The sequence below is a fragment of the Corynebacterium guangdongense genome (genome assembly GCF_030408915.1).
Taxonomy (GTDB): domain Bacteria; phylum Actinomycetota; class Actinomycetes; order Mycobacteriales; family Mycobacteriaceae; genus Corynebacterium; species Corynebacterium guangdongense.
The window spans coordinates 1,540,480-1,562,251 of record NZ_CP047654.1; the positions used below are offsets into that span (position 1 = coordinate 1,540,480).

General features: G+C 68.4%; 21 protein-coding genes. 1 reads left to right on the forward strand and 20 read right to left on the reverse strand.

What is annotated here, in order from left to right; translation table 11 throughout:
• Positions 1–38: 38 nt before the first annotated feature.
• The 11 genes from CGUA_RS07290 to CGUA_RS07340 all read right to left on the reverse strand — a co-directional run bounded on the left by CGUA_RS07290 (position 39) and on the right by CGUA_RS07340 (position 12,599).
• Positions 39–2,333 (reverse strand): RelA/SpoT family protein, encoded by a 2,295-nt coding sequence (locus CGUA_RS07290; RefSeq protein ID WP_290194220.1) that lies wholly within the window; start codon positions 2,331–2,333, stop codon positions 39–41.
• A gap of 80 nt (positions 2,334–2,413) precedes the next feature.
• Positions 2,414–2,989 (reverse strand): adenine phosphoribosyltransferase, encoded by a 576-nt coding sequence (locus CGUA_RS07295; RefSeq protein WP_290194222.1) that lies wholly within the window; start codon positions 2,987–2,989, stop codon positions 2,414–2,416.
• Positions 2,958–4,658 carry an ABC transporter substrate-binding protein gene (locus CGUA_RS07300; RefSeq protein WP_290194224.1) on the reverse strand — a complete coding sequence of 567 codons (1,701 nt, stop codon included), beginning with the start codon at positions 4,656–4,658 and terminating at the stop codon, positions 2,958–2,960. The genes CGUA_RS07295 and CGUA_RS07300 overlap by 32 nt, the downstream gene beginning before the upstream one ends.
• Before the next feature lie 49 nt (positions 4,659–4,707).
• Entirely contained in the window at positions 4,708–5,892 is a 1,185-nt protein-coding gene (gene secF, locus CGUA_RS07305) for a protein translocase subunit SecF (RefSeq protein WP_290194227.1), read from the reverse strand.
• A gap of 2 nt (positions 5,893–5,894) precedes the next feature.
• Positions 5,895–7,715: a protein translocase subunit SecD gene (gene secD, locus CGUA_RS07310; RefSeq protein ID WP_435383364.1), complete on the reverse strand. Its 1,821-nt coding sequence runs from the start codon at positions 7,713–7,715 to the stop codon at positions 5,895–5,897.
• Between the two features lie 238 nt (positions 7,716–7,953).
• Entirely contained in the window at positions 7,954–8,340 is a 387-nt protein-coding gene (gene yajC / locus CGUA_RS07315) for a preprotein translocase subunit YajC (RefSeq protein ID WP_290194232.1), read from the reverse strand.
• Between the two features lie 98 nt (positions 8,341–8,438).
• The gene (gene ruvB / locus CGUA_RS07320) at positions 8,439–9,521 is read right to left on the reverse strand and encodes a Holliday junction branch migration DNA helicase RuvB (protein WP_290194234.1); all 1,083 of its coding nucleotides are present in this window, start codon (positions 9,519–9,521) and stop codon (positions 8,439–8,441) included.
• Positions 9,522–9,540: 19 nt separating this feature from the next.
• Positions 9,541–10,152: a Holliday junction branch migration protein RuvA gene (gene ruvA / locus CGUA_RS07325; RefSeq protein WP_290194236.1), complete on the reverse strand. Its 612-nt coding sequence runs from the start codon at positions 10,150–10,152 to the stop codon at positions 9,541–9,543.
• Between the two features lie 18 nt (positions 10,153–10,170).
• The gene (gene ruvC, locus CGUA_RS07330; protein WP_290194238.1) at positions 10,171–10,758 is read right to left on the reverse strand and encodes a crossover junction endodeoxyribonuclease RuvC; all 588 of its coding nucleotides are present in this window, start codon (positions 10,756–10,758) and stop codon (positions 10,171–10,173) included.
• A 101-nt stretch (positions 10,759–10,859) separates the two neighbouring features.
• On the reverse strand, positions 10,860–11,612 hold the full coding sequence (locus CGUA_RS07335) for a YebC/PmpR family DNA-binding transcriptional regulator (RefSeq protein WP_290194240.1): 753 nt from the start codon (positions 11,610–11,612) through the stop codon (positions 10,860–10,862).
• A 159-nt stretch (positions 11,613–11,771) separates the two neighbouring features.
• Positions 11,772–12,599 (reverse strand): acyl-CoA thioesterase, encoded by an 828-nt coding sequence (locus CGUA_RS07340; RefSeq protein ID WP_290194242.1) that lies wholly within the window; start codon positions 12,597–12,599, stop codon positions 11,772–11,774.
• A gap of 104 nt (positions 12,600–12,703) precedes the next feature.
• Between CGUA_RS07340 and CGUA_RS07345 the strand changes: the two genes are divergently transcribed.
• A complete protein-coding gene (locus CGUA_RS07345; protein WP_290194243.1) occupies positions 12,704–13,186 on the forward strand; it encodes a DUF3817 domain-containing protein in 483 nt (160 codons plus the stop codon).
• 58 nt (positions 13,187–13,244) lie between these two features.
• Here the strand turns inward: CGUA_RS07345 and CGUA_RS07350 are convergent, their stop codons facing one another.
• The 9 genes from CGUA_RS07350 to CGUA_RS07390 all read right to left on the reverse strand — a co-directional run bounded on the left by CGUA_RS07350 (position 13,245) and on the right by CGUA_RS07390 (position 21,694).
• Positions 13,245–13,688, reverse strand: coding sequence for a hypothetical protein (locus CGUA_RS07350; protein ID WP_290194245.1), 444 nt, complete (start codon positions 13,686–13,688; stop codon positions 13,245–13,247).
• Complete coding sequence (locus tag CGUA_RS07355) at positions 13,689–14,780, reverse strand: glycosyltransferase family 4 protein (protein ID WP_290194247.1); 1,092 nt, start codon at positions 14,778–14,780, stop codon at positions 13,689–13,691.
• Positions 14,781–14,793: 13 nt separating this feature from the next.
• The gene (locus tag CGUA_RS07360; protein ID WP_290194249.1) at positions 14,794–15,747 is read right to left on the reverse strand and encodes a phosphatidylinositol mannoside acyltransferase; all 954 of its coding nucleotides are present in this window, start codon (positions 15,745–15,747) and stop codon (positions 14,794–14,796) included.
• The gene (gene pgsA / locus CGUA_RS07365; RefSeq protein WP_290194251.1) at positions 15,748–16,395 is read right to left on the reverse strand and encodes a phosphatidylinositol phosphate synthase; all 648 of its coding nucleotides are present in this window, start codon (positions 16,393–16,395) and stop codon (positions 15,748–15,750) included.
• Positions 16,379–16,999, reverse strand: coding sequence for an HIT family protein (locus tag CGUA_RS07370; RefSeq protein WP_290194253.1), 621 nt, complete (start codon positions 16,997–16,999; stop codon positions 16,379–16,381). Before CGUA_RS07370 ends, pgsA begins: the two co-directional genes overlap by 17 nt.
• Positions 16,983–19,058 carry a threonine--tRNA ligase gene (gene thrS / locus CGUA_RS07375; protein ID WP_290194255.1) on the reverse strand — a complete coding sequence of 692 codons (2,076 nt, stop codon included), beginning with the start codon at positions 19,056–19,058 and terminating at the stop codon, positions 16,983–16,985. Before thrS ends, CGUA_RS07370 begins: the two co-directional genes overlap by 17 nt.
• 156 nt (positions 19,059–19,214) lie before the next feature.
• Positions 19,215–20,432, reverse strand: coding sequence for a Dyp-type peroxidase (locus CGUA_RS07380; RefSeq protein WP_290194257.1), 1,218 nt, complete (start codon positions 20,430–20,432; stop codon positions 19,215–19,217).
• Between the two features lie 31 nt (positions 20,433–20,463).
• Positions 20,464–21,078, reverse strand: a complete 615-nt coding sequence (locus CGUA_RS07385) for a copper chaperone PCu(A)C (RefSeq protein ID WP_290194259.1) — start codon at positions 21,076–21,078, stop codon at positions 20,464–20,466.
• A 28-nt stretch (positions 21,079–21,106) separates the two neighbouring features.
• Positions 21,107–21,694, reverse strand: coding sequence for a copper resistance CopC family protein (locus tag CGUA_RS07390; RefSeq protein ID WP_290194262.1), 588 nt, complete (start codon positions 21,692–21,694; stop codon positions 21,107–21,109).
• Between the last annotated feature and the right edge of the window lie 78 nt (positions 21,695–21,772).

The window sequence follows — 21,772 nt, forward strand, 5'->3', positions numbered from 1 at the left end:
GGAGATCGGGGAATCTTTCCGGTCGGAGGCGGGCGGGGTCAGGCGGTGACACGGTAGACGTCGAAGACGCCCTCGGTGTTGCGCAGGGTGGTCATGAGCTGGCCCAGCTGCTTGGTGTCGGAGACGGTCACCGAAAGCCGGATGGTCGCGATCCAGTCCTCCGATATCTGCGAGGACAACGCCGTCACCGAGAGCCTCTGCTCGTTGAGCACCTTGGTGATCTCGAACAGCAGCCCCTGCCGTTCCAGGGCCTCCACCTGCAGCGTCGCGGTGAAGGCGCCGGAGCTTCCGTCGCTGGCCCAGGACACGTTGATGAGGCGCTCCGGCTCATCGCGGAGCTTACCGGCGTTGGTGCAGTCCGCCCGGTGCACCGAGACGCCGCCGCCGCGGGTGACGAAACCGAAGATCTCGTCGCCGGGCACGGGCTGGCAGCACTTGGCCAGCTTCGCCATGACGTCGGGGCTGCCTTCCACGAGAATGCCGGCGCCGGCGTCGGCAAGGCGCGTCTTGGTGCCCATGATCTCCGAGAAGGGGGTGCGATCCGCCAGGGCGTCCGCGGCGTCCTCCTCCCCGCCGAACATCGCCATGAGGCGGTTGGCGACATGCTGCGCGGAGACGTGGCCGGCGCCGATGGCGGTGTAGAGGCCGTCGACGTCGGGATAATGCAGCTGCTTGGCCACCTGCTTCATCGAGTCCGGGGTGAAGAGGCGGTGCATGGGCAAGCCGCCGCGCTGGACCTCGGCCGCGAGCGCGTCGCGGCCGGCCTCGAGGTGCTCCTCCCGCCGCTCCTTGGCGAACCACTGGCGGATCTTCGCCTTGGCGCGCGGGGAGACGACGAACTCCTGCCAGTCCCGCGAGGGGCCCGCGTTCTCATCCTTCGAGGTGAAGATCTCGACGCGGTCGCCCGAGTTGAGGGTGGTCTCCAGGGCGACGAGCTTGCCGTTGACCTTGGCGCCGATGGTGCGCTGGCCGACCTCGGTGTGCACGGCGTAGGCGAAGTCCACCGGTGTCGAACCCGCGGGAAGCGTGATGACGTCGCCCTTGGGGGTGAAGGCGAAGATCTGCTTGCTGGACAGGTCGTAACGCAGCGAATCGAGGAACTCGTTAGGGTCGGCCGCCTCCTTCTGCCAGTCGAGGAGCTGGCGCATCCACGCCATCTGGTCGACCTCCGCCTGTTCACCCTTGTGGGATCCCTTCGACTCCTTGTAGCGCCAGTGCGCCGCGACCCCGAACTCCGCGTTGTAGTGCATCTCGTGGGTGCGCACCTGCACCTCCAGCGGGCGCCCGCCCGTCGACATCACGGTGGTGTGCAGCGACTGGTAGACGCCGAAACGCGGGTTGGAGATGTAGTCCTTGAAACGCCCGGGCAGCGCCGCGTAGATCGAGTGGACCACGCCGATCGCGGCGTAGCAGTCGTTGACCGAGTCGACGAGAATCCGGATGCCGACGAGGTCGAAGATCTCGTCGAAGTCGCGCCCACGAACGATCATCTTCTGATAGATCGACCAGTAGTGCTTCGGCCTGCCCTGCACCTCCGCGGCGATGCCGTTCTCCCGCAGCGCGCCGGTCACCTGCTGGTTGATCTCCGCCAGCGCACGGTCCCGCGAGGGGGCGCGGTCGGCCACGAGACGGACGATCTCGTCGTATTTCTTCGGATACAGGATGGCGAAGGAGAGATCCTCGAGCTCCCACTTGACCGAGGCCATGCCGAGGCGGTGGGCCAACGGCGCGATAACCTCCAGGGTCTGGCGGGCCTTCTTGGCCTGCTTCTCCGGCGGGAGGAATCGCATCGTGCGCATGTTGTGCAGGCGGTCGGCGACCTTGATCACCAGGACGCGGGGGTCGTTGGCCATCGCCACGACCATCTTGCGGATGGTCTCGGCCTCCGCCGCGGCCCCGAGGGCGACCTTGTCCAGCTTGGTGACCCCGTCGACGAGCCGGGCCACCTCGGGCCCGAATTCCGCGGTCAGGTCCTCGAGGCCGTAGTCGGTGTCCTCCACGGTGTCGTGCAGCAGCGCCGCCACCAGCGTAGTGGTGTCCATGCCGATCTCCGCGCAGATGGTCGCCACCGCCAGCGGGTGCGTGATGTAGGGCTCGCCGGACTTGCGGCGCACCCCCTCGTGGAGGCCCTCCGCACGCTCATAGGCGCGGGTGAGCAGCTCGGCGTCGGCCTTGGTGTGGAACTGGCGGTGCACCGACAGCAACGGGTCCAGCACCGGGTTGGTCCTGGTCCTCGATCCGGTCAGGGAGCGGGCCAGCCTGGCGGACATGCTGCGTAGACCGCTGCTGTTGCGGTTCTGCTGCCTTCCATTGTCCGTTTTCTCGACGGTCATGGTCCTGCGACCTCCCTCTCTGTGGAGTCTTGCCTCTCAAGTCTACGCGGGCAACCGCTCGCCCCCGCGCCTGTTCGGGCTCATTCCGGCTTGTTGAGCACGACCAGCGGCGCGTCGTGGAGATGCTCGCGCCCGCCGAGCCCCTCCACCTCGAGAACAACCACGTAGCCGGTCACTTCCGCGCCCACGGACTCCACCAGACGGGTGGCGGCGAGGAGGGTGCCGCCGGTGGCCAGGACGTCGTCGACGAGCACGATGCGCTTGCCGCCGAGCGCCTCGCCGTTGGCCGGGATCTCCAGTGCGGCGGTGCCGTACTCGAGGTCGTACTCCTGACGGTAGACCGGCGGCGGCAGCTTGCCCTGCTTACGGATCGCGAGGATGCCGAGGCCGAGCTCGTAGGCGACTGCGGACCCGAGCAGAAAACCACGGGCGTCGAGACCGCCGATCATGTCGGCGCCCATCTCGCGGCAGGCGTCGGCAAGCGAGCGCACGAGCATGTTGAAGGCATCGGGGTCGGCGAGCACCGGCGTCAGGTCCTCGAAGAGGATGCCCTCCTCCGGAAAATCCTTGACGTAGCGAATCTTGTGCTCGATGGCCTCCCGGGCGGTCGTGTACTTGTTCTGTTCAGCCCTGCTCTGCGGGTTCTGCGGTGCCATCGGCGGTCTTTCCATTCTCATTCCGTACGTTCCAACGATCCATGTTCCAGCCGATGCCGGCCAGGCCCGTATACGCCACCACGTTACCCACCCGGTCGTCGATGACGAACGAACGGGGCTGCGCCGCCAGCGGGATGTAGTTGAGCTCCTCCCAGGCACGGGTCTCGGCCTCGCGGATCTCGCTGACGTCGGAGTCCCGGGCGCTGACCGCGCCGTACTCCGACATCGGGTCGACCGCCCCCAGGAAGGCGTCGATCGTGCCCTCGCTGTAGACGTCCTCGCCCCACTGGCCGGTGGTGATCCGGCCGAGGTCCTTGACGCTGGTGCCGTCGCTGGCGGCGTCCTCGACAGTGATCCCGGCGTCGCCGCAGCTCGCGGCGATGACGTCGACCATCGCCGCCTTGCGCTCGTCCGGGCCGTTGTAGCCGATGCGGATGGTGGTGCCGTTGAGGGCGCGCGCCTTGTCGTGGTCGATGGCCAGGTGCGTGTCCGAGATGTCGGCGACGTGGCGGCGCATCGGGTCGAAGTGGGTGACGACCTGCGTGGCCACCGGCGGGACCTCGACGCCGGAGAGCTGGGAGGACACCGCGGCGGCCCAGTTCTGGTCGACGCAGGCGGCGAAGGCCTCCCGGGCCCACGGCTGTCCGAGCACGCCGGTCTGCGAGATCTTGAGCGACTCGGTGAGATCGCCGACCCGCGACTCGACGGTGTACGGGTTGCTGGCGTCGTCGCGGTCGATGAACTCCGGCTCCGCGTTCTCGACGTCGGCGATGCGCAGCGCCCCCAGCTCGGCGAGCTCCCGGGAGTCGGCCGACTCCGGCCACACGACGATCGTGTCCTGGTGCGCCGGGTCGCCGTAGTAGTTCTGGTTGCGGGTGAGCACGGCCTCACCCTGCGGCCCGACCTCGCTGAGGACGTAGGGGCCGGAGGACACCTGCAATTCCGGATCGAAGGAGTCGAGCGCGAATCCCTCATTCCAGATCCGGGCGACCTCCGCCAGGGCGGCGGCGTCCCGGGCGTGGAGTGCGTCGCTGAGCTCCGCCAGGCTCATCCCGGCCTTCCGGGCGATGGTGTGGGCGGGCATGACGGTGCCCGGGCCGAAGACCTGGCGCCAGCGGCCGCCGTCACCCGGGGCGAAAACGGCGGTGAACTGCCGGTCGCCCGCGTCGCAGTCGATGCGCTCGATCTGCTGCATCATCGGCAGGTGGGAGTCGAATAGCGAGGTCATGGTTCCGGCGGTGTGCGCCAGGAGGAAATCGACGCAGGTGATGGGCTCACCGTCCGAATAGGACGCGTCCGCGTTGAGCGTGTAGACGACCTGGCGCTGCTTGCCCGGCAGCGCCTGGGCGGTGGCGAGGTCGGTGTTGGGGATCATCTCCCCCGCCGGCCCCGGCACGTAGACCGAGGGGTAGAGCCGGCCGGCCAGCACCTCAGCGTTGTTGGCGACGCCGTCGATGGAGCCGGCGTTGGTGGTCACCAGACGCTGGTTGACCTGGTAGCCGAAGTACTGGGTGTTGGCCGGCTGCTCCGGGGTCGCGGGCGCCTCGGTCCCGGACTCCCCGGGTGAGCAGGAACTGAGCAGCAGGGCGGCGGCGGTCAGCGCCGCGACCGCCCTCCCCCGTGTCCTTCTGGTGGTGGCTGTGCGGGGCGTACGGCGGGATTCTCCCACGGTGGCCTCCTTCAGGCGTCGGGCTGACGTGGTCGGTGGGTGTGTCGTGTTATCGCTGATTGGGTCGCCAGGTGGAGCCGGTGCTGCGCGGTGGCAGCGGCGACTGGGCGGGCGCAGTGGGCTGGGTGGCCCGGGGGGCCGACACCGTGCGCTTGCCGACGCCCTCGTCCTCTTCACCGGCCTGCGCGGCGGACTCCTCGGTGGCCGACTGACCGGTCTTTGCCGCCCGGTACTCGGCGACCTGCTGGTTGTGTCGCCGGATGTCCTTGCGTCGGTTGACGATGGTCACCAGCAGCGGGGTGGCCAGGAACAGCGAGGAGAAGATGCCGACGAGGACGCCGATCAGCTGGATCAGCGCCAGGTCGCGCAGCGTGCCCACGCCCATCAGCCAGACCGCGACCACCAGCAGGGCGATGATCGGCAGCGCCGAGATGACGGAGGTCGACAGGGAGCGCATGACCGTCTGGTTGACGGCCAGGTTGGCCTGTTCCCCGTAGGTCGAGCGTCGGGAATCGAGGATCCCGGTCGTGTTCTCCTTGACCTTGTCGAAGACGATGACCGTGTCGTAGATGGAGAAGGTCAGCACCGTCAGCAGGCCGATGATGACGGCCGGGGAGACCTCCAGCCCGAACAGGGAGTAGATGCCGCCGATGACGATGCCGTCGATGGCCAGGCCCGCCATGGCGGCCACGGCCATCTCACGTTCCAGGCGCAGCGCCACGTAGAGGGCGGCGGCGATGAGGAAGACGACCAGCGCGAGGAGCATGCGCTCGGTGATCGTCGAACCCCAGGACTCGGAGACGGTGGTATCGCCGATGGCGTCCGGGGAGGGATCGCCGGCGGAGTCGAGCGGCTGGTGCTCGACGAAGATGGCCTCGCGCGCCGCGTCGATCTGCTCCTGGCTCAGGTGCTCGGACTGGAGCTCCAGCGTGCGGGAGTCACCGGAGCCGACGATCTGGGTCAGTTCCGGGGTCACGCCGGTAGCGTCGACGAAGGTCTCCTCCACCTGCTCCGCGACGAGGTCGCCTGCCTGCATGGACAGCTTGGTGCCGCCCTCGAAGTCGATGTTGAGGTCGAAGCCGCGAAACAGCATCGAGCCGATCGAGATGAGCAGGAGGACGACGGTGGCGGCGTACCAGAGCTTCGAGCGACCGATGAAGTCGACGCCGCCGACGCCGGTGTAGAGCCGGTCGAAGGTGCTGATTTTCTTGGTGGTGGTTGCGGTCGTGCTCATCGTTATTTCTCCTCCCCGTTACCGGAGTCGGTGGGGGTCTCGGTCGGTGCGGAGCCGACGGAGGCGAACACGCGGTCATCGGCGTCCTCGCCCAGTCGACGCTGTTCAGCGCGCATGAGGTCGGAGACTTCCTGCGTCTTGCCCATGCCGTTGACCGACGGTCGGGAGAAGAACGCCCGCCGCGACGCCAGCACCATCAGCGGTGCGGTGATGGTGAAGGTCACCAGCAGATCGAAGATGGTCGTCAAGCCCATGGTAAAGGCGAAGCCCTTGACCTCGCCGACGGCGAGGAAGTAGATGACGACCGCACCGATGAGGGTGACCATGTTGCCGGTGACGATGGTGGAACGGGCACGCTCCCAGCCGCGCTGCGTGGCCGAGCGGAAGGTGCGGCCCTCCCGCACCTCGTCCTTGATGCGCTCGTAGAGGACGACGAAGGAGTCCGCCGTCGCGCCGATGCCGATGATCAGACCTGCCACGCCGGACAGATCCAGCGAGTAGCCGATCCAGCGGCCCAGCAGGACCAGCATTCCGTAGACCAGGAACCCGGAGGCCACCAGGGTGAGCAGGGAGATGACGCCGAAGAGACGGTAGTAGACGAAGACGTAGCCGGCGATGAGGATGAGGCCGACCAGACCGGCGATCATCGCGACCTGCAGTGCCGCCTGGCCCAGGGTGGCCGGCACCGTTTCCGCGGTGCCGCCCGGCTCGCCGTTCTCACCGGCGAAGGACAGCGGCAGGGCGCCGTAACGGAGATTGTTGGCCAGCTCGGTGGCCTCGTCCTGGGTGAAGTCGCCCGTGATGGACGTGGCGGAGCCGAAGGGCGTCGGGCTCTGGATGACCGGGGCGGAGATGATCTGCGAGTCGAGGGTGATCGCGATCTGCTGGCCGACGGAGGCGGCGGTGAGATCCGCCCACGTCTGGGAGCCGTTGTGCTCTCCCTCGGTGGAGAAGGCGAAACTGATCTCCATCTGCGCGGTCTGCGGGTTCCAGCCGCCGGTGACCGGGCGGTCGGTGTCGATTTCCTCACCGGTCAGGCGGGGGCCCGCCGGATCGGAGACCCCGGTCAGCAGCGGAGCCGGCTGCAGCAGGTGGACCTGGCCCAGGGAGGGATCGCAGGTGACCAGTGGCAGAGCGGCGTCATCGGCGCCGGCCAGCGGGTCGAGGTTTTCCGGGGTGCACTGCAGCAGCGCGCTGGCCGCCGACTGGACGGTGGGATCGGCGGACTGGCGGTCGGCGAGCAGCATGTCGAGCTGTTCCTGGCGCAGTTCGGCGGCCTCGAGGGAGTTCTCAGCCTCGATCGGTTCCGCCTCGATGGCCGGGGCGTCGATCTGCGGGGCGTCCGGGTTCTGGGAGGCCTGCGTCTGGTTGATGGCCTGGATGATGCCGTCGACCGACTGCTGGGCCTGCTCCTGGGTGATGACGTCATACTCGACCCACCGGTTGGCCATGTCGGTGATGAGCTCCGGCAGGGTGATCATGTCTGGAATCGCCGGCTGGGCCACCGGGCGGAAGAGCAGCTGCGAGGTCTGGCCGACCGCCCGGGCCTCGGAGGTGTCCTCACCCGGCACGGTGATCACCAGGGTGGTGCCGTCGACGACGACGTCGGCGCCGGAGACGCCCAGGCCGTTGACGCGGTTCTCAAGGATGAGCCGCGCCTGGGACAGCTGCTCCTGGGTCGGCTGCTCGCCCTGCGGCACCAGGGTCACGCGGGTGCCGCCCTGGAGGTCGATGCCCAGCTTGGGGGTGTTGGCGCCCGGGGTGAAGAAGACCAGGGCGTAGACGGCGGCGAGCACGAGGAAGAACAACGCAATCGCCCGCATGGGCCATTTACGCGTGTTCCCTCCCCCGGTGCGTCGGGATTCAGCGGACAATGCGGGCACTCCTATTCGGGATCACGATGATATCCGGGTATCCCCTGCACGGGACCGGACCCGCCCCGGGGCGGTGATTCTGGCACAGACGATCATGGTAGATGATGGCGGCCCGCCTGCCCCGCCTGGCCCCGGAGGTGAACCGGAGGGGGCGGGAGCACGCGGGCCGCTGCTGCGTCCGTATGGTTTAGCGCCGGTTCTCCGGGTGCTGGAAGCCGTCGTCCTCAGGCTGCTCACCGTAGGGTCGCGGTTCCTCCAGTCGGGGCTCGACCGGGGTGTCCGTGACGGAGGCGCCGAGGGCCGGATCGGGGTGCTGGGCCGGGGTCTGGTGACGGACGATGACCGAGCGTTCGAGGGTGGCGACGACGCCCGGGGCGATCTCAAGATCGACGGTGGCTTCTCCCAGGGCCACGATCTCGCCGTGCATGCCGCCGGCGGTGACGATGCGGTCGCCCGGCTGCAGGGCGGACTGCATCTCGACGACCTGCTGCTGGCGCTTCTTCTGCTGGCGGCTCAGGAAGAAGGTCGGCAGGAGAAAGACGCCCAGAAGGAGAATAAGTAGAAGGAAATCCATAGGGGCCAAGTGTGCCAGACCGGGATTGGCCTGTCATGTCGGTCGCACGGCGCGCCCGCGGGCAATCCGCCCAGCTAGATCGTCCTGGCGCGGGCCGCCTAGTGCAGGCCGATGGTCCCCTCCGGCGGGGTGAGCCCGAGGTGGAGCCAGGCCGAGGCGGTCGCGACACGGCCCCGGCCGGTGCGCGCCATGAGGCCGGCGCGCACGAGGTAGGGCTCGCAGACCTCCTCCACCGTCGCGGGTTCCTCCCCGACGGCGACCGCCAGGGTGTTGACTCCCACGGGCCCGCCGTTGTGTCCTCTCACCAAGGCGTCGAGCACCGCCCGGTCCAGCCGGTCGAGGCCCATCTCGTCGACGTCGAAGACCGCCAGGGCGCCCTGGGCCTCAGACAGGGTGATGTTGCCGTCGGCGTTGACGTCGGCGAAGTCACGGACGCGGCGCAGCAGCCGGTTGGCGATGCGCGGCGTGCCCCGGGAGCGCGACGCGATCTCGACGGCGGCCTCCGGGGAGACCTCCACGTTGAGGATCCGGGCGGCCCGGGTGACGACCCGCGTGAGGTCCTCGACGTCGTAGAACTCCATCTGCGCGGTGAAGCCGAAGCGGTCCCGCAGCGGGCCGGTGAGCATGCCTGCCCGGGTGGTGGCGCCGACCAGGGTGAACGGCGGGATGTCGAGCGGGATGGAGGTGGCGCCCGGACCCTTGCCCACGATCACGTCGATGCGGAAGTCCTCCATCGCCATGTAGAGCATCTCCTCCGCGGGACGGGCGATGCGGTGGATCTCGTCGATGAAGAGGACGTCGCCCTCGATGATGTTGGACAGCATCGCGGCCAGGTCACCGGCGCGCTCGAGCGCCGGGCCGGAGGTCATGCGCAGGCTCGTGCCCAGTTCCTGGGCGATGATCATCGCCATGGTGGTCTTGCCCAGGCCGGGCGGGCCGGAAATGAGAATGTGGTCCGGGGTCACGGCGCGCCGTTTGGCCCCGGTGAGCACCAGCGAGAGCTGCTCGCGGACCTTGGGCTGCCCGATGAATTCCTCGATCGATTTAGGTCGCAGCGACCTTTCGACATCGTGCTCGTCGGCGGCCGCCTGGGGGCTGACGGGGGCGTCGGGCCGGCGGCCCGCCGCCTGGGGCTGCAGGTCCGCGGGAAGCTCGAATTCGGTGCGTTCGATGTCTGACATGCGCGTGTTTTCCTTCCCGCTACTTGACCCGGCCGAGTTCGCTCAGTGCGGCGCGTAGAGCGGTGGCGACGTCCAGGTCCCCCTCCGCCGCCAGGATCCCGTCGACGACCGGCTTGGCGATTCGATCCGTGAAGCCGAGGCCGACCAGCGCCTCGGTGACGTCCTCTGCCACGCCGCTGGCCTGGGCCGGGAGCGCCGGGACGAGTTCCTGTTCCTCGGCCGAAGGCAGGTAGAGGTCGAATTTCCCGGAGAGCTCGACCACCATGCGCTCCGCCATCCGCTTGCCGACGCCGGGCACCCGCTGCAGTGTCTTGGTGTCCTTCTGAGACACCGCCTGCGCCAGTTCCGGGGTTTTCAGCGTGCCGAGGATCGCCATCGCCAGCTTGGGGCCCAGCCCGGAGACGGTCTGCAGCAGGGTGAATACCTGGCGTTCGTCGTCGGTGAGGAAACCGTAGAGCAGCATCGCGTCCTCCCGCACGACCATCGTGGTGAGGATGCGCGTCTCCTCGCCCCGCCGCAGGCGACCGAGGGTGGGCGGAGTGGCCAGCACCTGGTATCCGACGCCGCCGCATTCAAGGACCACGTGGTCGAGGCCGATGCTGAGGACTTCGCCACGCAATGAAGCAATCACAGTAATGAATTCTCCCGGTTAGTTGTTTGATGCCGCCCGGCGACGCTGCGTCGCCAGTGCTTCCCATTCCTTCTGCTTCGCCGCGGCGCGCTCCTGCGCCTCCGCGGCCCGCGCAAGCGCAGGACCCCGCCAGCAGTGGCAGATCGCCAGGGCCAGCGCATCGGCCGCGTCGGCGGGCTTGGGCGCCTCGCTCAGGCCGAGGATACGGGTGACCATGGAGGTCATCTGCTTCTTGTCCGCGCGCCCGTTGCCCGAGATCGCCTTCTTGACCTCCGAGGGGGTGTAGTGGTGAACGGGAATCCCCCGCTGTTCAGCGGCCAGAACCAGCACACCCACGGCGTGGGCGGTGTACATGACGGTCGAGACCTCGCCGCGCTCGAAGACCCGCTCGATGCCGACGACGTCGGGCCGGTAGTCGTCCATCCATTCGCTGACGGCCTCGAAGAGCCGGTGGAGACGCTCCCCGAGCTCGGCGCCGCTGGGGGTGCGCACGACTCCGACGGCGACCGGCAGGACGGCGCGCCCGCGCCCGGCCTGCACCACGGAGAGCCCGCATCGCGTCAGGCCAGGGTCGATGCCCATCACCCGCATTCCCTCGAAGTTCATGCTCGCCAAGTCTAGACCGGGTGGCACACATATTCGAATGGGCGCGCCCGGAAATAGACGACACCCCGGCCGCGCGTGGGCCGGGGTGCGGGGCGGGAGGTCTAGGCGTGCAGCGCCTCAGCGACCTCGTCGGAGAGATCCATGTTGGTGTAGACATCCTGGACGTCGTCGGACTCCTCCAGGGCGTCGATGAGCTTCTGCACCTTCTGGGCGTCGGCCAGCTCGAGGGCGACGGTGACGCCGGAACGGAAGTCCTGGCCGGAGTCCTCAACTTCGTAGCCCTCGGCCTCCAGCGCCTTGCGGATGGCCGGGACGTCGGTCGGGGCGGAGGTGATCTCGAAGAAGTCGCCCTGGTCGGTGACCTCCTCGGCGCCAGCGTCGAGGACAGCCATGAGGACGTCATCCTCGGTCAGTTCACCCTTGGGGATGACGACGTAGCCGATGCGGCTGAACATGTAGCCCACGGAACCGCTCTCCCCCAGGTTGCCGCCGTTCTTGTTCATCGCACCGCGGACCTCGGCGGCCGCGCGGTTGCGGTTGTCCGTCAGACACTCGATGAGCATGGCGACGCCGTTGGGGCCGTACCCCTCGTAGGTGACGGACTCCCAGTTGGAGCCGCCCTCCTCCTCGCCGGCGCCGCGCTTGCGGGCGCGCTCGATGTTGTCGTTGGGGACAGAGGCCTTCTTGGCCTTCTTGATCATGTCATCGAGGGTCGGGTTACCCGCCGGATCGCCGCCACCGGTGCGGGCCGCGACCTCGATGTTCTTGATCATCTTGGCCCATTCTTTGCTGCGCTTGGCGTCGTTGGCGGCCTTCTTGTGCTTCGTGGTCGCCCACTTTGAGTGCCCTGCCATGGGGAGCCTCCCTTTCCTCGTTTACGCTACTCGACGGTGCTGACTGGTTTCTGCGCGCTCTACCTCCGCGTTACCCTTCCCAGGGACCTGCGTGGGAGCCGCGCAGTCTCACGACGACCTACCGGTGGTCCGTGAACTTTGACCAGTATACGCAGTTGGTCAAGCCTCCGGATCCAGGGTGCGCGTAAGACCCTCCTGCGTGACGATCGCGACCAGGTCGCCCTGACGGTTGAAAATCCGGCCGTGGGTCAGACCGCGGGCGCCGGAGGCCGAGGGCGAGATCTGGTCGTAGAGCAGCCAGTCGTCGGTGCGGAACGGACGCAGGAACCACATCGCGTGGTCCAGGCTGGCCATCTGCACCTTGTGCCCCGGGTGCGGGACCAGCGCGGAGTACAGCAGGGTCATGTCCGACATGTAGGCCAGCGAACAGACGTGGAAGGTGTCGTCGTCGGGCAGCGTCTTCTTCGATTTGAACCACAGGACCTGCTGGCTGGCCGTGTAGGTGTTGTGGTCGTAGTCCTTCGGGTTGACCAGCCGCAGGTCCCAGCCCGCCCACTCCTCCATGAGCACCGGATCGCCGTAGAACTCCTCGGCGGTGACGGGCTTGAGCTCCTCCGGCTGCGGTACCCGGCGCATCGCATCCGAATGTTCCGGCCCCTGGTCGCCGCGGACGTGGAAGCTGGCCTGCATGGAGAAGATGGTCTCGCCGTTCTGGACGGCGCGCACGCCCCGGGTGGTGAAGCTGCGCCCGTCGCGGATGCGGTCGACGAGGTAGATCGTTGGCTGGTGCGGCTTGCCGCCCCGGAGGAAGTAGCCGTGCAAGGAGTGGACGTGCTTCTCGGGATCCACGGTCTTAACCGCGGCCACCAGCGCCTGGGCCGCCACCTGGCCGCCGAAGGTCCGCCTCCGGGGAGTCTCGACGGCGGCGCCCCGGTAGATGTCGTCGTCGATCGTCTCCAGCGAGAGGATGGATTCGATGTCGTGCATGATCAGCGCCCACCTTGTCTGGTTTCCCGTGCGCCCGGACTTCGGGCGCGCCGGGGACCAGGTTACCTGCACCCCGGCCGGGGCCGATCCGTAGGATGACGGCCATGTCACCCAAGAAGCTGCACCGTCTGGCCGCCTGGCTGGAGATGGCCACCTGGACCCTGCTCATCCTCGCCATGATTCTCAAGTACTCGGGCGTTTCCGACGCTTTCGTGCCGGTCGCCGGCCCGATCCACGGCTTCGGGTTCCTCTGCTTCGCCGCCATCACGGTGATCCTGTGGATCAACAATCGTTGGCCCTTCTGGCTGGGCGTGCTCGGACTCATCGTCTCTGTCATCCCCTACGGTGCGCTGCCCTTCACCGTCTGGGCGGATCGCGCCGGACGACTGGAGGGCGATTTCCGCTTCCGGGACACGACGGCCGAGGAGCAGCCCACCACGCTGCCGGACCGGGCGCTGGCCCAGCTGATGCGTCACCCGGTGCGCATGATCATCATCATTCTCGTGGTCCTGGCGATCATCTTCACGGTACTGCTCAACCTGGGCCAGCCCTACGATCCGGACGCCCTCGTCGACCAGGTGTCCTAGCACCGGGTACGCCCGTGCGCTTGCCGACGGGTGGGCGTTCCGGAAGGGCCGGTGGTGCTCAGAAGTCGAAGAACTCGGGCAGCTGCGCCGTGCCCCCCAGGCGCAGCAGCCGCACCGGCAGTCGCGTTCTCAGGGCCCGGGTGTCGGCGACGGCGTCGTTGTAGAAGCGGTGGGCCAGCTCCACGCGGACGCCGGCGTCGACAAGCTCGGGCGGGATCCCCGGCCGTGCCTCGATGGCGGCGGTGACCTCGCGTTCGACGCTGGCGCGGCGCTCGAAATTGCCGTAGTCGAGGACGATCGCCTCGGCCCGGCGGGCCGGGGCAGCCGCCTCCGGGAGCAGCGCGGCGGCGACGGCGGCACGCCTGTCGAGCATGGACTGCAGCGACGCCCGGGCGGCGTCGGTGCGGATGTGCAAGCGGTTGAGACGCTGCGCCGTAAAGTACGCCCACAGCGCCAGCATCACCAGCGCGACGATGAGGACGACGAGCCAGGACTCCAGCATCTACACCACCCCCACCGTCGTGCCGTCGACGACGGTCTCGTAGACCGTGCGCACCTTCTTCGCGACCGTCGACCAGTCGTAGTCCAGCGAGCGACGGTCGCCTGCGTCGATGAGGCGTCGGCGCAACTGTCTGTCGTCGACGAGCAGGGTCAGCTTCTCGGCCAGGTCGGCGTCAGAACCGGTGCGGAAAAGCAGGCCCGCCGGGGTCTCCGAGTCCGCCCCGACGACCGCCGCGAAGGCCTCGAGGTCGGAGGCGACGACGGCGCAGCCGGCGGCCATCGCCTCAACCAGGACGATGCCGAAGGACTCGCCGCCGGTGTTCGGGGCGACGTAGACGTCGGCCCCGCCCAGGATCCTGGCCTTCTCCTCGTCACTGACCTTTCCGACGTAGGAGACCCGGTCCGCCTCCCGCTGACGGCCCGCGCCGATGACCGTGACGTGGACGTCGCGGTCGACGCGGGTCAGGGCCCGCAGAAGGATGTCGAGTCCCTTGCGCGGTTCGTCGAGGCGGCCGAGAAACACGATCTCGATGGGACCACCCTCCCCGTGGGGGACCCGGGCCTCCCGGAAGAGCCGGGTGTCCACCCCGTTGGGGATGAGCACGGGGTCCCCGCCGAGCTGCTCTACCTGCCAGCGCCGCGCCATCTCGCTGACCGCGATACCCGCCCGAATCTTCTCCAGCCAGGGGGCGAGCATCGGCCGGAACACCGTCAGCGCCCGCGAGCGGGTGGCGGAAGTGTGGTACGTCGCGACGATCGGCCCGCTGGCCATGGCCAGTGCGTGCATCGAATAGCTCGGCGAGTTGGGTTCGTGGATGTGCAGGACGTCGAAACGCCCGTGCTCGATGAACTGACGCATCCGGCGCTTCGCCCATGGGCCGAAGAGCAGCCGGGCGACGGAACCGTTGTATCGCACCGGCACGGACCGCCCGCCGCGGGTGACGAAATCGGGGAGATTCGTCGTTGCCCGGGCCGGCCCGATCACCTCGACGTGGTCGCCGCCCTCGATGAGGACACGGGAAAGATCAAGGATGTGGGCTTGAACTCCGCCGGGTTCGTCGAAGGAGTAGGGACAGACGATGCCGATACGCACGCTCGCTCCCCCGCTACTTTCCGGCCCCGTGGCGGGCTGAACCCCGAGCCCCGCGCCGGGCCCGCCGCTCCTGAATGTCGACCGTCCACTGCGGCTGGAGCAGATGCCAGTCCGTCGGGTGCGCGGCAATGTTGGCGGCGAAGAGATCCGCCACGCGCTGCATGGTCTCCCCGAGGGTGGTGACCTCCACCTCGTCGGAGACGCTCAACCCCCAGCCCGGGCCGTCGGCGTCCTCGTAGAACCACGAGTGCGCGACATGCAGCGCCGCCCCGGTGTCGATGGCCAGCTGCGCGGACCCGGCCGGCATCGTCGTTCGCTCACCGAAGAAGTCGACGCTCACGCCGGTCTGCCTGAGGTCGCGCTCCCCCATGAGGCACACGATGCCGCCCTGCTCGAGAACCTCCCTGAGCCTCTGGAAAGGCGGTTGCGCGCCGCCGGTCAGCGGGAGCACCTCGAAACCGAGGGACTCGCGGAACCCGACGAACGCGTCGAACAGGACCGCAGGCTTGACCCGCTCGGCGACGGTGGTGAACTGCCCGTAATTGTTGACCAGCCAGAAGCCGGCCATGTCCCAGTTTCCCGAGTGCGGCAGCGTGAAGATGACACCGGCGCCTTTCGCGACGGAGGCGTCCAGCGCCTCGCGTCCCACCATGCCCTCGGTGAGTCGGGCCAGCAGCTTCTCATCCCTCGTCAGGGCCGGCAGACGGAAGGCCTCGCGCCAGTAGCGGGCGTAGGAGCGGACCGAGTCTCGGACCAGTTCGCGGGTGACGTTCTCAGCCCCGACCACGCGGGTGAGATTGCGGCGCAGCATTTCCATTCCGCGGCCATTGTCCGAGGCGCGGTCGGCGCCCCAGTCAAAGAGGCGGCGCACGAGCGGCTCCGGCAGCAGTCGAACCACCCGCCAGCCGGTGAGGTAGCCCAGGGCGGCGAGCTCGCGGTCACGGATGAGCTGGAGTGTCCGCTTCATTCAGGCCGCTCCTGCCGGCGGCGCGATCCCCTCGCCGGCCTTCGGGTCGTTCCAGGCCATGACGACGCGCTGGACAACGGTAGCGATGCTGCCGGCCGCCAGCACCCAGATCGCGACGTCGATCGCGTAGGGCACGCCCAGGCCCTGCAGCCCGACGCCCGTCAGACCGATGATGAGGCGCTCCGGGCGCTCGATGAGGCCGCCGACCATGGTGAAGCCGGAGGCCTCTCCCCGGGCCTTGACGTAGCTGATGACCTGGGAGGCGATGAGGACGATGAAGGAGGCGGCGACCAACGGCGCCCCCGCGTCGTAGGAGTAGATCAGCCACCAGGTGATGGCGGCGAAGGTGGCTCCGTCGGTGATGCGGTCGCAGGAGGCATCGAGGGTCGCGCCGAACTTCGTGCCGCCGCCCCGCAGCCGGGCCATGGTGCCGTCGACCATGTCGAAGGTGGTGGCCAGACCGGCCAGCGCCGCCGCCCAGACCAGGTGCCCGCTCGGGATGAGCGTGACGACGAGTACGACGGAGAGCGTCGCGGACAGCAGCGTGACCACGTTGGGGGTCAGGCCCAGCCTGAGCAGCCCCGCAGCCAGCGGCTCCAGCACCACGGCGGCCGGTTTGCGTCCGTGGACGCTAAGAAGCCGTGCCATCCGCGTCCTCCTCGTCGAGCTTCGCCCACTCGTCGTGGAGCAGCTGCCATGTGCGCTTGAGCGTCGCCGGCATCACCTTGGTGCCGGCGATGATCGGCATGAAGCTGGTGTCGCCGACCCACCGGGGCACCACGTGCATGTGCAGGTGGTCGCCGATGGAACCGCCGGCGGCCCTGCCCAGGTTCATGCCGATGTTGCAGGCGTCGGGTCGCGACACCCGCTTGATCACGCGCACGGCCCTTTGCGTGAAAGCCATCAGTTCGTTGGCTTCGGCCGTGGTGAGATCCTCCAGGTGGGCGACCTTGCGGTACGGGATCACCATGAGATGGCCCGTGTTGTAGGGGTACAGGTTGAGGATGACGTAGACCAGCTCACCGCGGGCGATGATGTGGTTGTCCTCGTCGGGGTGCTTCGGGGCGTCGACGAACGGATCGGCCACGGCCTCCTCGGCCGGTTCCTCCTCACCGTTGGTGCTCTCCGGCGCCACGGTGAAATATTCCTGGCGGTACGGGGCCCAGAGAATATCCAGCCGATCGGCGGCGTCGTTGCCGACGACGCCGCTGTCGACGAAACGCTCCGGTCGCTCGTTAGCGTCGTGCGGCAAGACGTTCCTCGTTCGGCTGCTCGTTGTTGCGTTCGGTGACCCAGGCGGTGACGATCTCGATGGCCTCGGCTACCGGCACTCCGTTGACCTGGGAACCGTCCAGGAAACGGAAGCTGACGGAGCCGGCCTCGACGTCCTTGCCGCCGGCGATGAGCATGAAGGGGATTTTGCCGGTGGTGTGGTTGCGGATCTTCTTCTGCATGCGGTCGTCGGAGTGATCGACCTCGGCACGAATGCCCCGTGTCTTGAGCTGGTCGACGATCTCCTGCAGGTAGCCGCCGAACTCCTCGGCGATCGGGATACCGACGACCTGGGTCGGGGCGAGCCAGGCCGGGAAGGCGCCGGCATAGTGCTCGAGCAGCACCCCGAAGAAACGCTCGATGGAGCCGAAGAGCGCGCGGTGAATCATGATCGGCTGCTTCTTGGTGCCGTCGTTGGCGGTGTACTCCAGGTCGAAGCGTTCGGGCATGTTGAAGTCGAGCTGGACGGTCGACATCTGCCAGGTGCGCCCGATGGCGTCGCGGGCCTGGACGGAGATCTTCGGGCCGTAGAAGGCCGCGCCCTCCGGATCCGGGACCAGATCCAGACCGGAGCGGTCGGCCACACGCTGCAGAATCTCGGTGGAGGTCTCCCAGATCTCGTCGGAGCCGACCGACTTCTTCGGATCGCGGGTCGACAGCTCGAGGTAGAAGTCGTCCAGCCCGTAGTCCTTGAGCAGGGAGATGATGAACTCCAGGACGGTGGTCAGCTCCTCCTCAAGCTGGTCCTCGGTGCAGTAGATGTGCGCGTCGTCCTGGGTGAAGCCGCGGGCGCGGGTCAGACCGTGGATGACGCCGGACTTCTCGTAGCGGTACACGGTGCCGAACTCGAAGAGGCGCAGGGGCAGCTCGCGGTAGGAGCGGCCGCGCGAGTCGAAGATCAGGTTGTGCATCGGGCAGTTCATCGGCTTGAGGTAGTAGTCCTGGCCGGGCTTGGTCTCGTTACCCTCCTCGTCGTACTCGGCGTCGACGTGCATCGGCGGGAACATCCCGTCCTTGTAGAACCCGAGGTGACCCGACTTGTGGTACAGGTCCTCCTTGGTGATGTGCGGCGTGTTCACAAAGGAGTACCCGGCCTCAATGTGACGGCGCCGGGAGTGGTCCTCCATCGCGTTGCGGACGATGCCGCCGGCCGGGTGGAAGACCGGGAGACCGGAACCGAGCTCGTCCGGGAAGGAGAAAAGGTCCATCTCGGTGCCCAGACGCCGGTGGTCGCGCTTCTCCGCCTCGGCGAGCATGAGCTGGTGCTCGTCGAGCCTCTCCTTGGACTCCCAGGCGGTACCGTAGATGCGCTGCAGGCCGGCGTTGGCCTGGTCGCCGCGCCAGTAGGCCGCGGAGGAGCGGGTCAGGGCGAAGGCGGGAATGTAGCGGGTGGTCGGCAGGTGCGGGCCGCGGCACAGGTCCGACCACTCCACCTCGTTGGTGCGCGGGTTGACGTTGTCGTAGGCGGTCAGGTCACCGGCGCCGACCTCGGTGGCTTCGTCGGAGTCCGGGTCAACGTTGCCCTTGTCCTGGACGAGCTCGAGCTTGAACGGCTCGTCGGCCAGCTCGGCGGCGGCGGCCTCCGCGGACTCGTAGACGCGGCGCTCGAAACGCTGGCCGGACTTGATGATCTTCTTCATCGCCTTCTCGAGGGTCTTGAGGTCCTCCGGGGTGAAGGGCTCCTCGACCTGGAAGTCGTAGTAGAAGCCGTCCTTGATGGCCGGGCCGATGCCCAGCTTGGTGCCCGGGAACTCCTTCTGCACTGCCTGGGCCAGGACGTGGGCGGCGGAGTGGCGAATGACGGCACGGCCCTCCTCGGTCCAGGCCGGGACGGCGGTGAAGACGGATTCCTCATCCGGGACGTGGGACAGGTCGCGGAGGGTGCCCTCGGCGTCCTTGACGACGACGATCGCTTCCTCGCCCTTGTTCGGCAGATTCAGCTCGCGCATGGCGGCCCCGACGGCGGTGCCGGCGGGCACCGTGAAAGGGGCCGGAATCTCGTAGGAATGGGCGGAGGTGACGTTCTCGGCGGTGGTCATCAGATGGCGCTCCTTTTGCGCTCACGCCGGTGGCGGCATACCTGGCCGCCCCGGCTTGGTCGATATCTCCACGTCCACTGCCGCCGTGACGGCGCGGGCGCTGCGGACCAATCCTAGCGCCTTATCCCCGCCGCACAGGGCTTGGGCCACGCAGAACTACACCGCCAGGAAACGCTGCGCCCAGAAGGCGTCCTCCGTGGTTCCGGGCGGAATCCAGTACACGGCCGATCCGATGTGGGTGATCCAGGTGTTGAGTCGGTCCAGGTCATCCAGCCGCTGCTGGACCGGCGTGAACTGCTCGTCCGGGTCCCGCTGGAAGCAGATGAACACCAGACCTGAATTGCTCAGCCCGTCGGCCTCCGGCGGCAGGTCGTAGTTGTAGGCGCGGCGCAGCATGCGCTGCTCGGGATGCCCTTCGGCGGGCCGGGCCCGCGCCATGTGGCTGGCCGGATCGATGACCGGCAGCCCGTACCGGTCGGTCGCCCCGTAGTCGGGGGCGTCGAATTCTCCCCCGCCGCTGAGCGGCGCACCCGTGTCGAGGGTCCGACCCATCGACTCCTCACGGGAGGTGCGGTCGAGCATTTCCCATTCGTCCATGTCCATCCTGATACGGCGCACGACCATGACCGTGGAACCGTCCTCGCGCCAGACCTGTTCGTCCTGCTCCCCGGCCGTCCTCGGATTGACGGTGCCGTCGAGCTGGCCGAAGAGGTTGCGTGGGGTCTCCCCCGGCCGGCGGGTTCCGGAGGCGTGCAGGAAACCCTGCTGCATCCAGGTGGGCGTGGCGTAGGTGGGGCTGGTGCGCACCATGTGACGGGTCGCGTGGCTGACCGTCAGCGGGTCGTCGCCGCAGATCTGCAGGACCAGATCCGTTTGCCCCCACTTCTCCTCGAGCTGGTCGCGGGAGAAGGCGGGGATCTCGGCCAGGGGGGCGGCACCGGCAAGCTCGACGGCGCGCGGACCGAAGCCCACGGTGAACGTCAGGTTGGCGGGCGCCCGGACCATTTCCGGCTCCAGGCTGCCCACCGGCGCGGCGCCGCCGGTGAGCCGGCGGGCGTCCTCGGTCCAGGAGCGCATGAGCCGGGTGAGCCCCTCCCTGTCGACGCCGCCCTCGACGAAATTGAACCCGACGAGGTTGAGGTGGGCCTGCGCGGGGGTGACCACGCCCGCCTGATGAACGCCGTCAAAATCGACGGTGGCCTCCCCCAGCGCGGGCGTAACGGTTCCCTCCGATCCCTCCTCGCCAGCGGGAGTACCGGAGGCCCCGCTCGGCACCGGAGCCGTGGAGCAGGCCGTCAGTGCCCCGGCGGCTGCCGTGGCAGAGGCGCCGGCGAGAAATTTCCGCCTGGCGATGTGTGTGGCGAACCCAGTCATGTCCTCTATCCTCAGTGACTCCGGGGGCCGGCTAGCGGGCCGTCTGCGCGGACGTCTCCCCCGCGGACTCCGGGCTGTGGCCCTGGAGGCCGCCGTCCGCGCCATAGTTCTCCTCGCCCGCGAGGACGGTGCGCACCGGGACCTCCGGAACGTCGACGGTGGAGCCGTCGGCGAACTCGAGCGTCAGGGTGACGACGTCACCGGCCGGAATATCGCCCTCCACGCCCATGATCATGAGGTGGTCGCCCCCCGGAACGAGCTCGTAGGTGCCGTCGGCCGGGATGATCATGGGATCGCTCTTCGGTCGCATGACCCCGTCGACGACCTCGTGAATCTCGTTGGTGCCGGAACCGAGGTCCGTCTGGAATCCGACGAGCTCGAGAGCCTCGCCGGTGTGGTTGGTCAGGGTGCCGAAGACCCCGGTCATCATCGAGTCCGCGGCCTTCTCACGGACGAAGCCGTCCTCCAGGGTGACGACTGGCGCCACGGCGTCCGTCGACGCCGCAGTGGTTTCCGCCACGCCGGTCGCGCTCGTGCCGGCGGCGGTGGTCTCGCCCGGCGTGTCCGCGTCGTTCGAGGTGCAGGCGCCGAGCAGCAGGGCGGTGGTGGCGAGGGCGGCGATGATGCCGGTGGTGCGGATGGTCATGGGAGGTCTCCTCAGGATGGGGGTGGGATTACTGCTCGTCGAGGGTGCCACGCAGGTTGTCGCGCCTGCGGCTCTTCGCGACGGCGGCCACGGCGGCCGCGGCAAGTGCCAGGACCGCGACGGCGGCCACGGCGATCTTGGCTCCTGCGCTCATTCCGGTCTCGTCGACCTGTTCGGGCCGGGAGGCGCCGTCCGTCCCCTCCGCCGGGGCGTCCTGCGGCTGGGTGGCCGCGGCGTCGCCGGCGACGGTGAAGGTCGTCATGCCCCGGGTGGAATGGCCGTCGGAGGAGGTGATCTGGAAACCGATCCGGTACTCCCCCGGACCCGCGTCCACCTCCTGGGGGACCCGGAGGGAAACGTTGCGGCCCTCGACGGTGGGTTCGCCGGTGAACAGGACCTCGCCGGAGTCCGCCGCGGAGACGGCCAGGGTGTTGAAGCCCTCCTTCGGAATTCCGGAAAACTCCAGAACCACTTCCTCCGGGAACTGCTCCACCGTCTCACCGTCGGCGGGATTTCCGCCGAGCACGACGTCATGCGCCAGCGCAGCCGGCGTGGCCAGTGCAGCGAGACCGAGGGCGCCCAAGGTGGCGACGGTGCGACGAAGTGGCAGTGGCATCAGATGGTTTCCCCTCGACGAGTGAGTTGGTGCGGTGGGTGCGCGAGCACCTCATGAACGGCAGTTTACGTGGGCCGA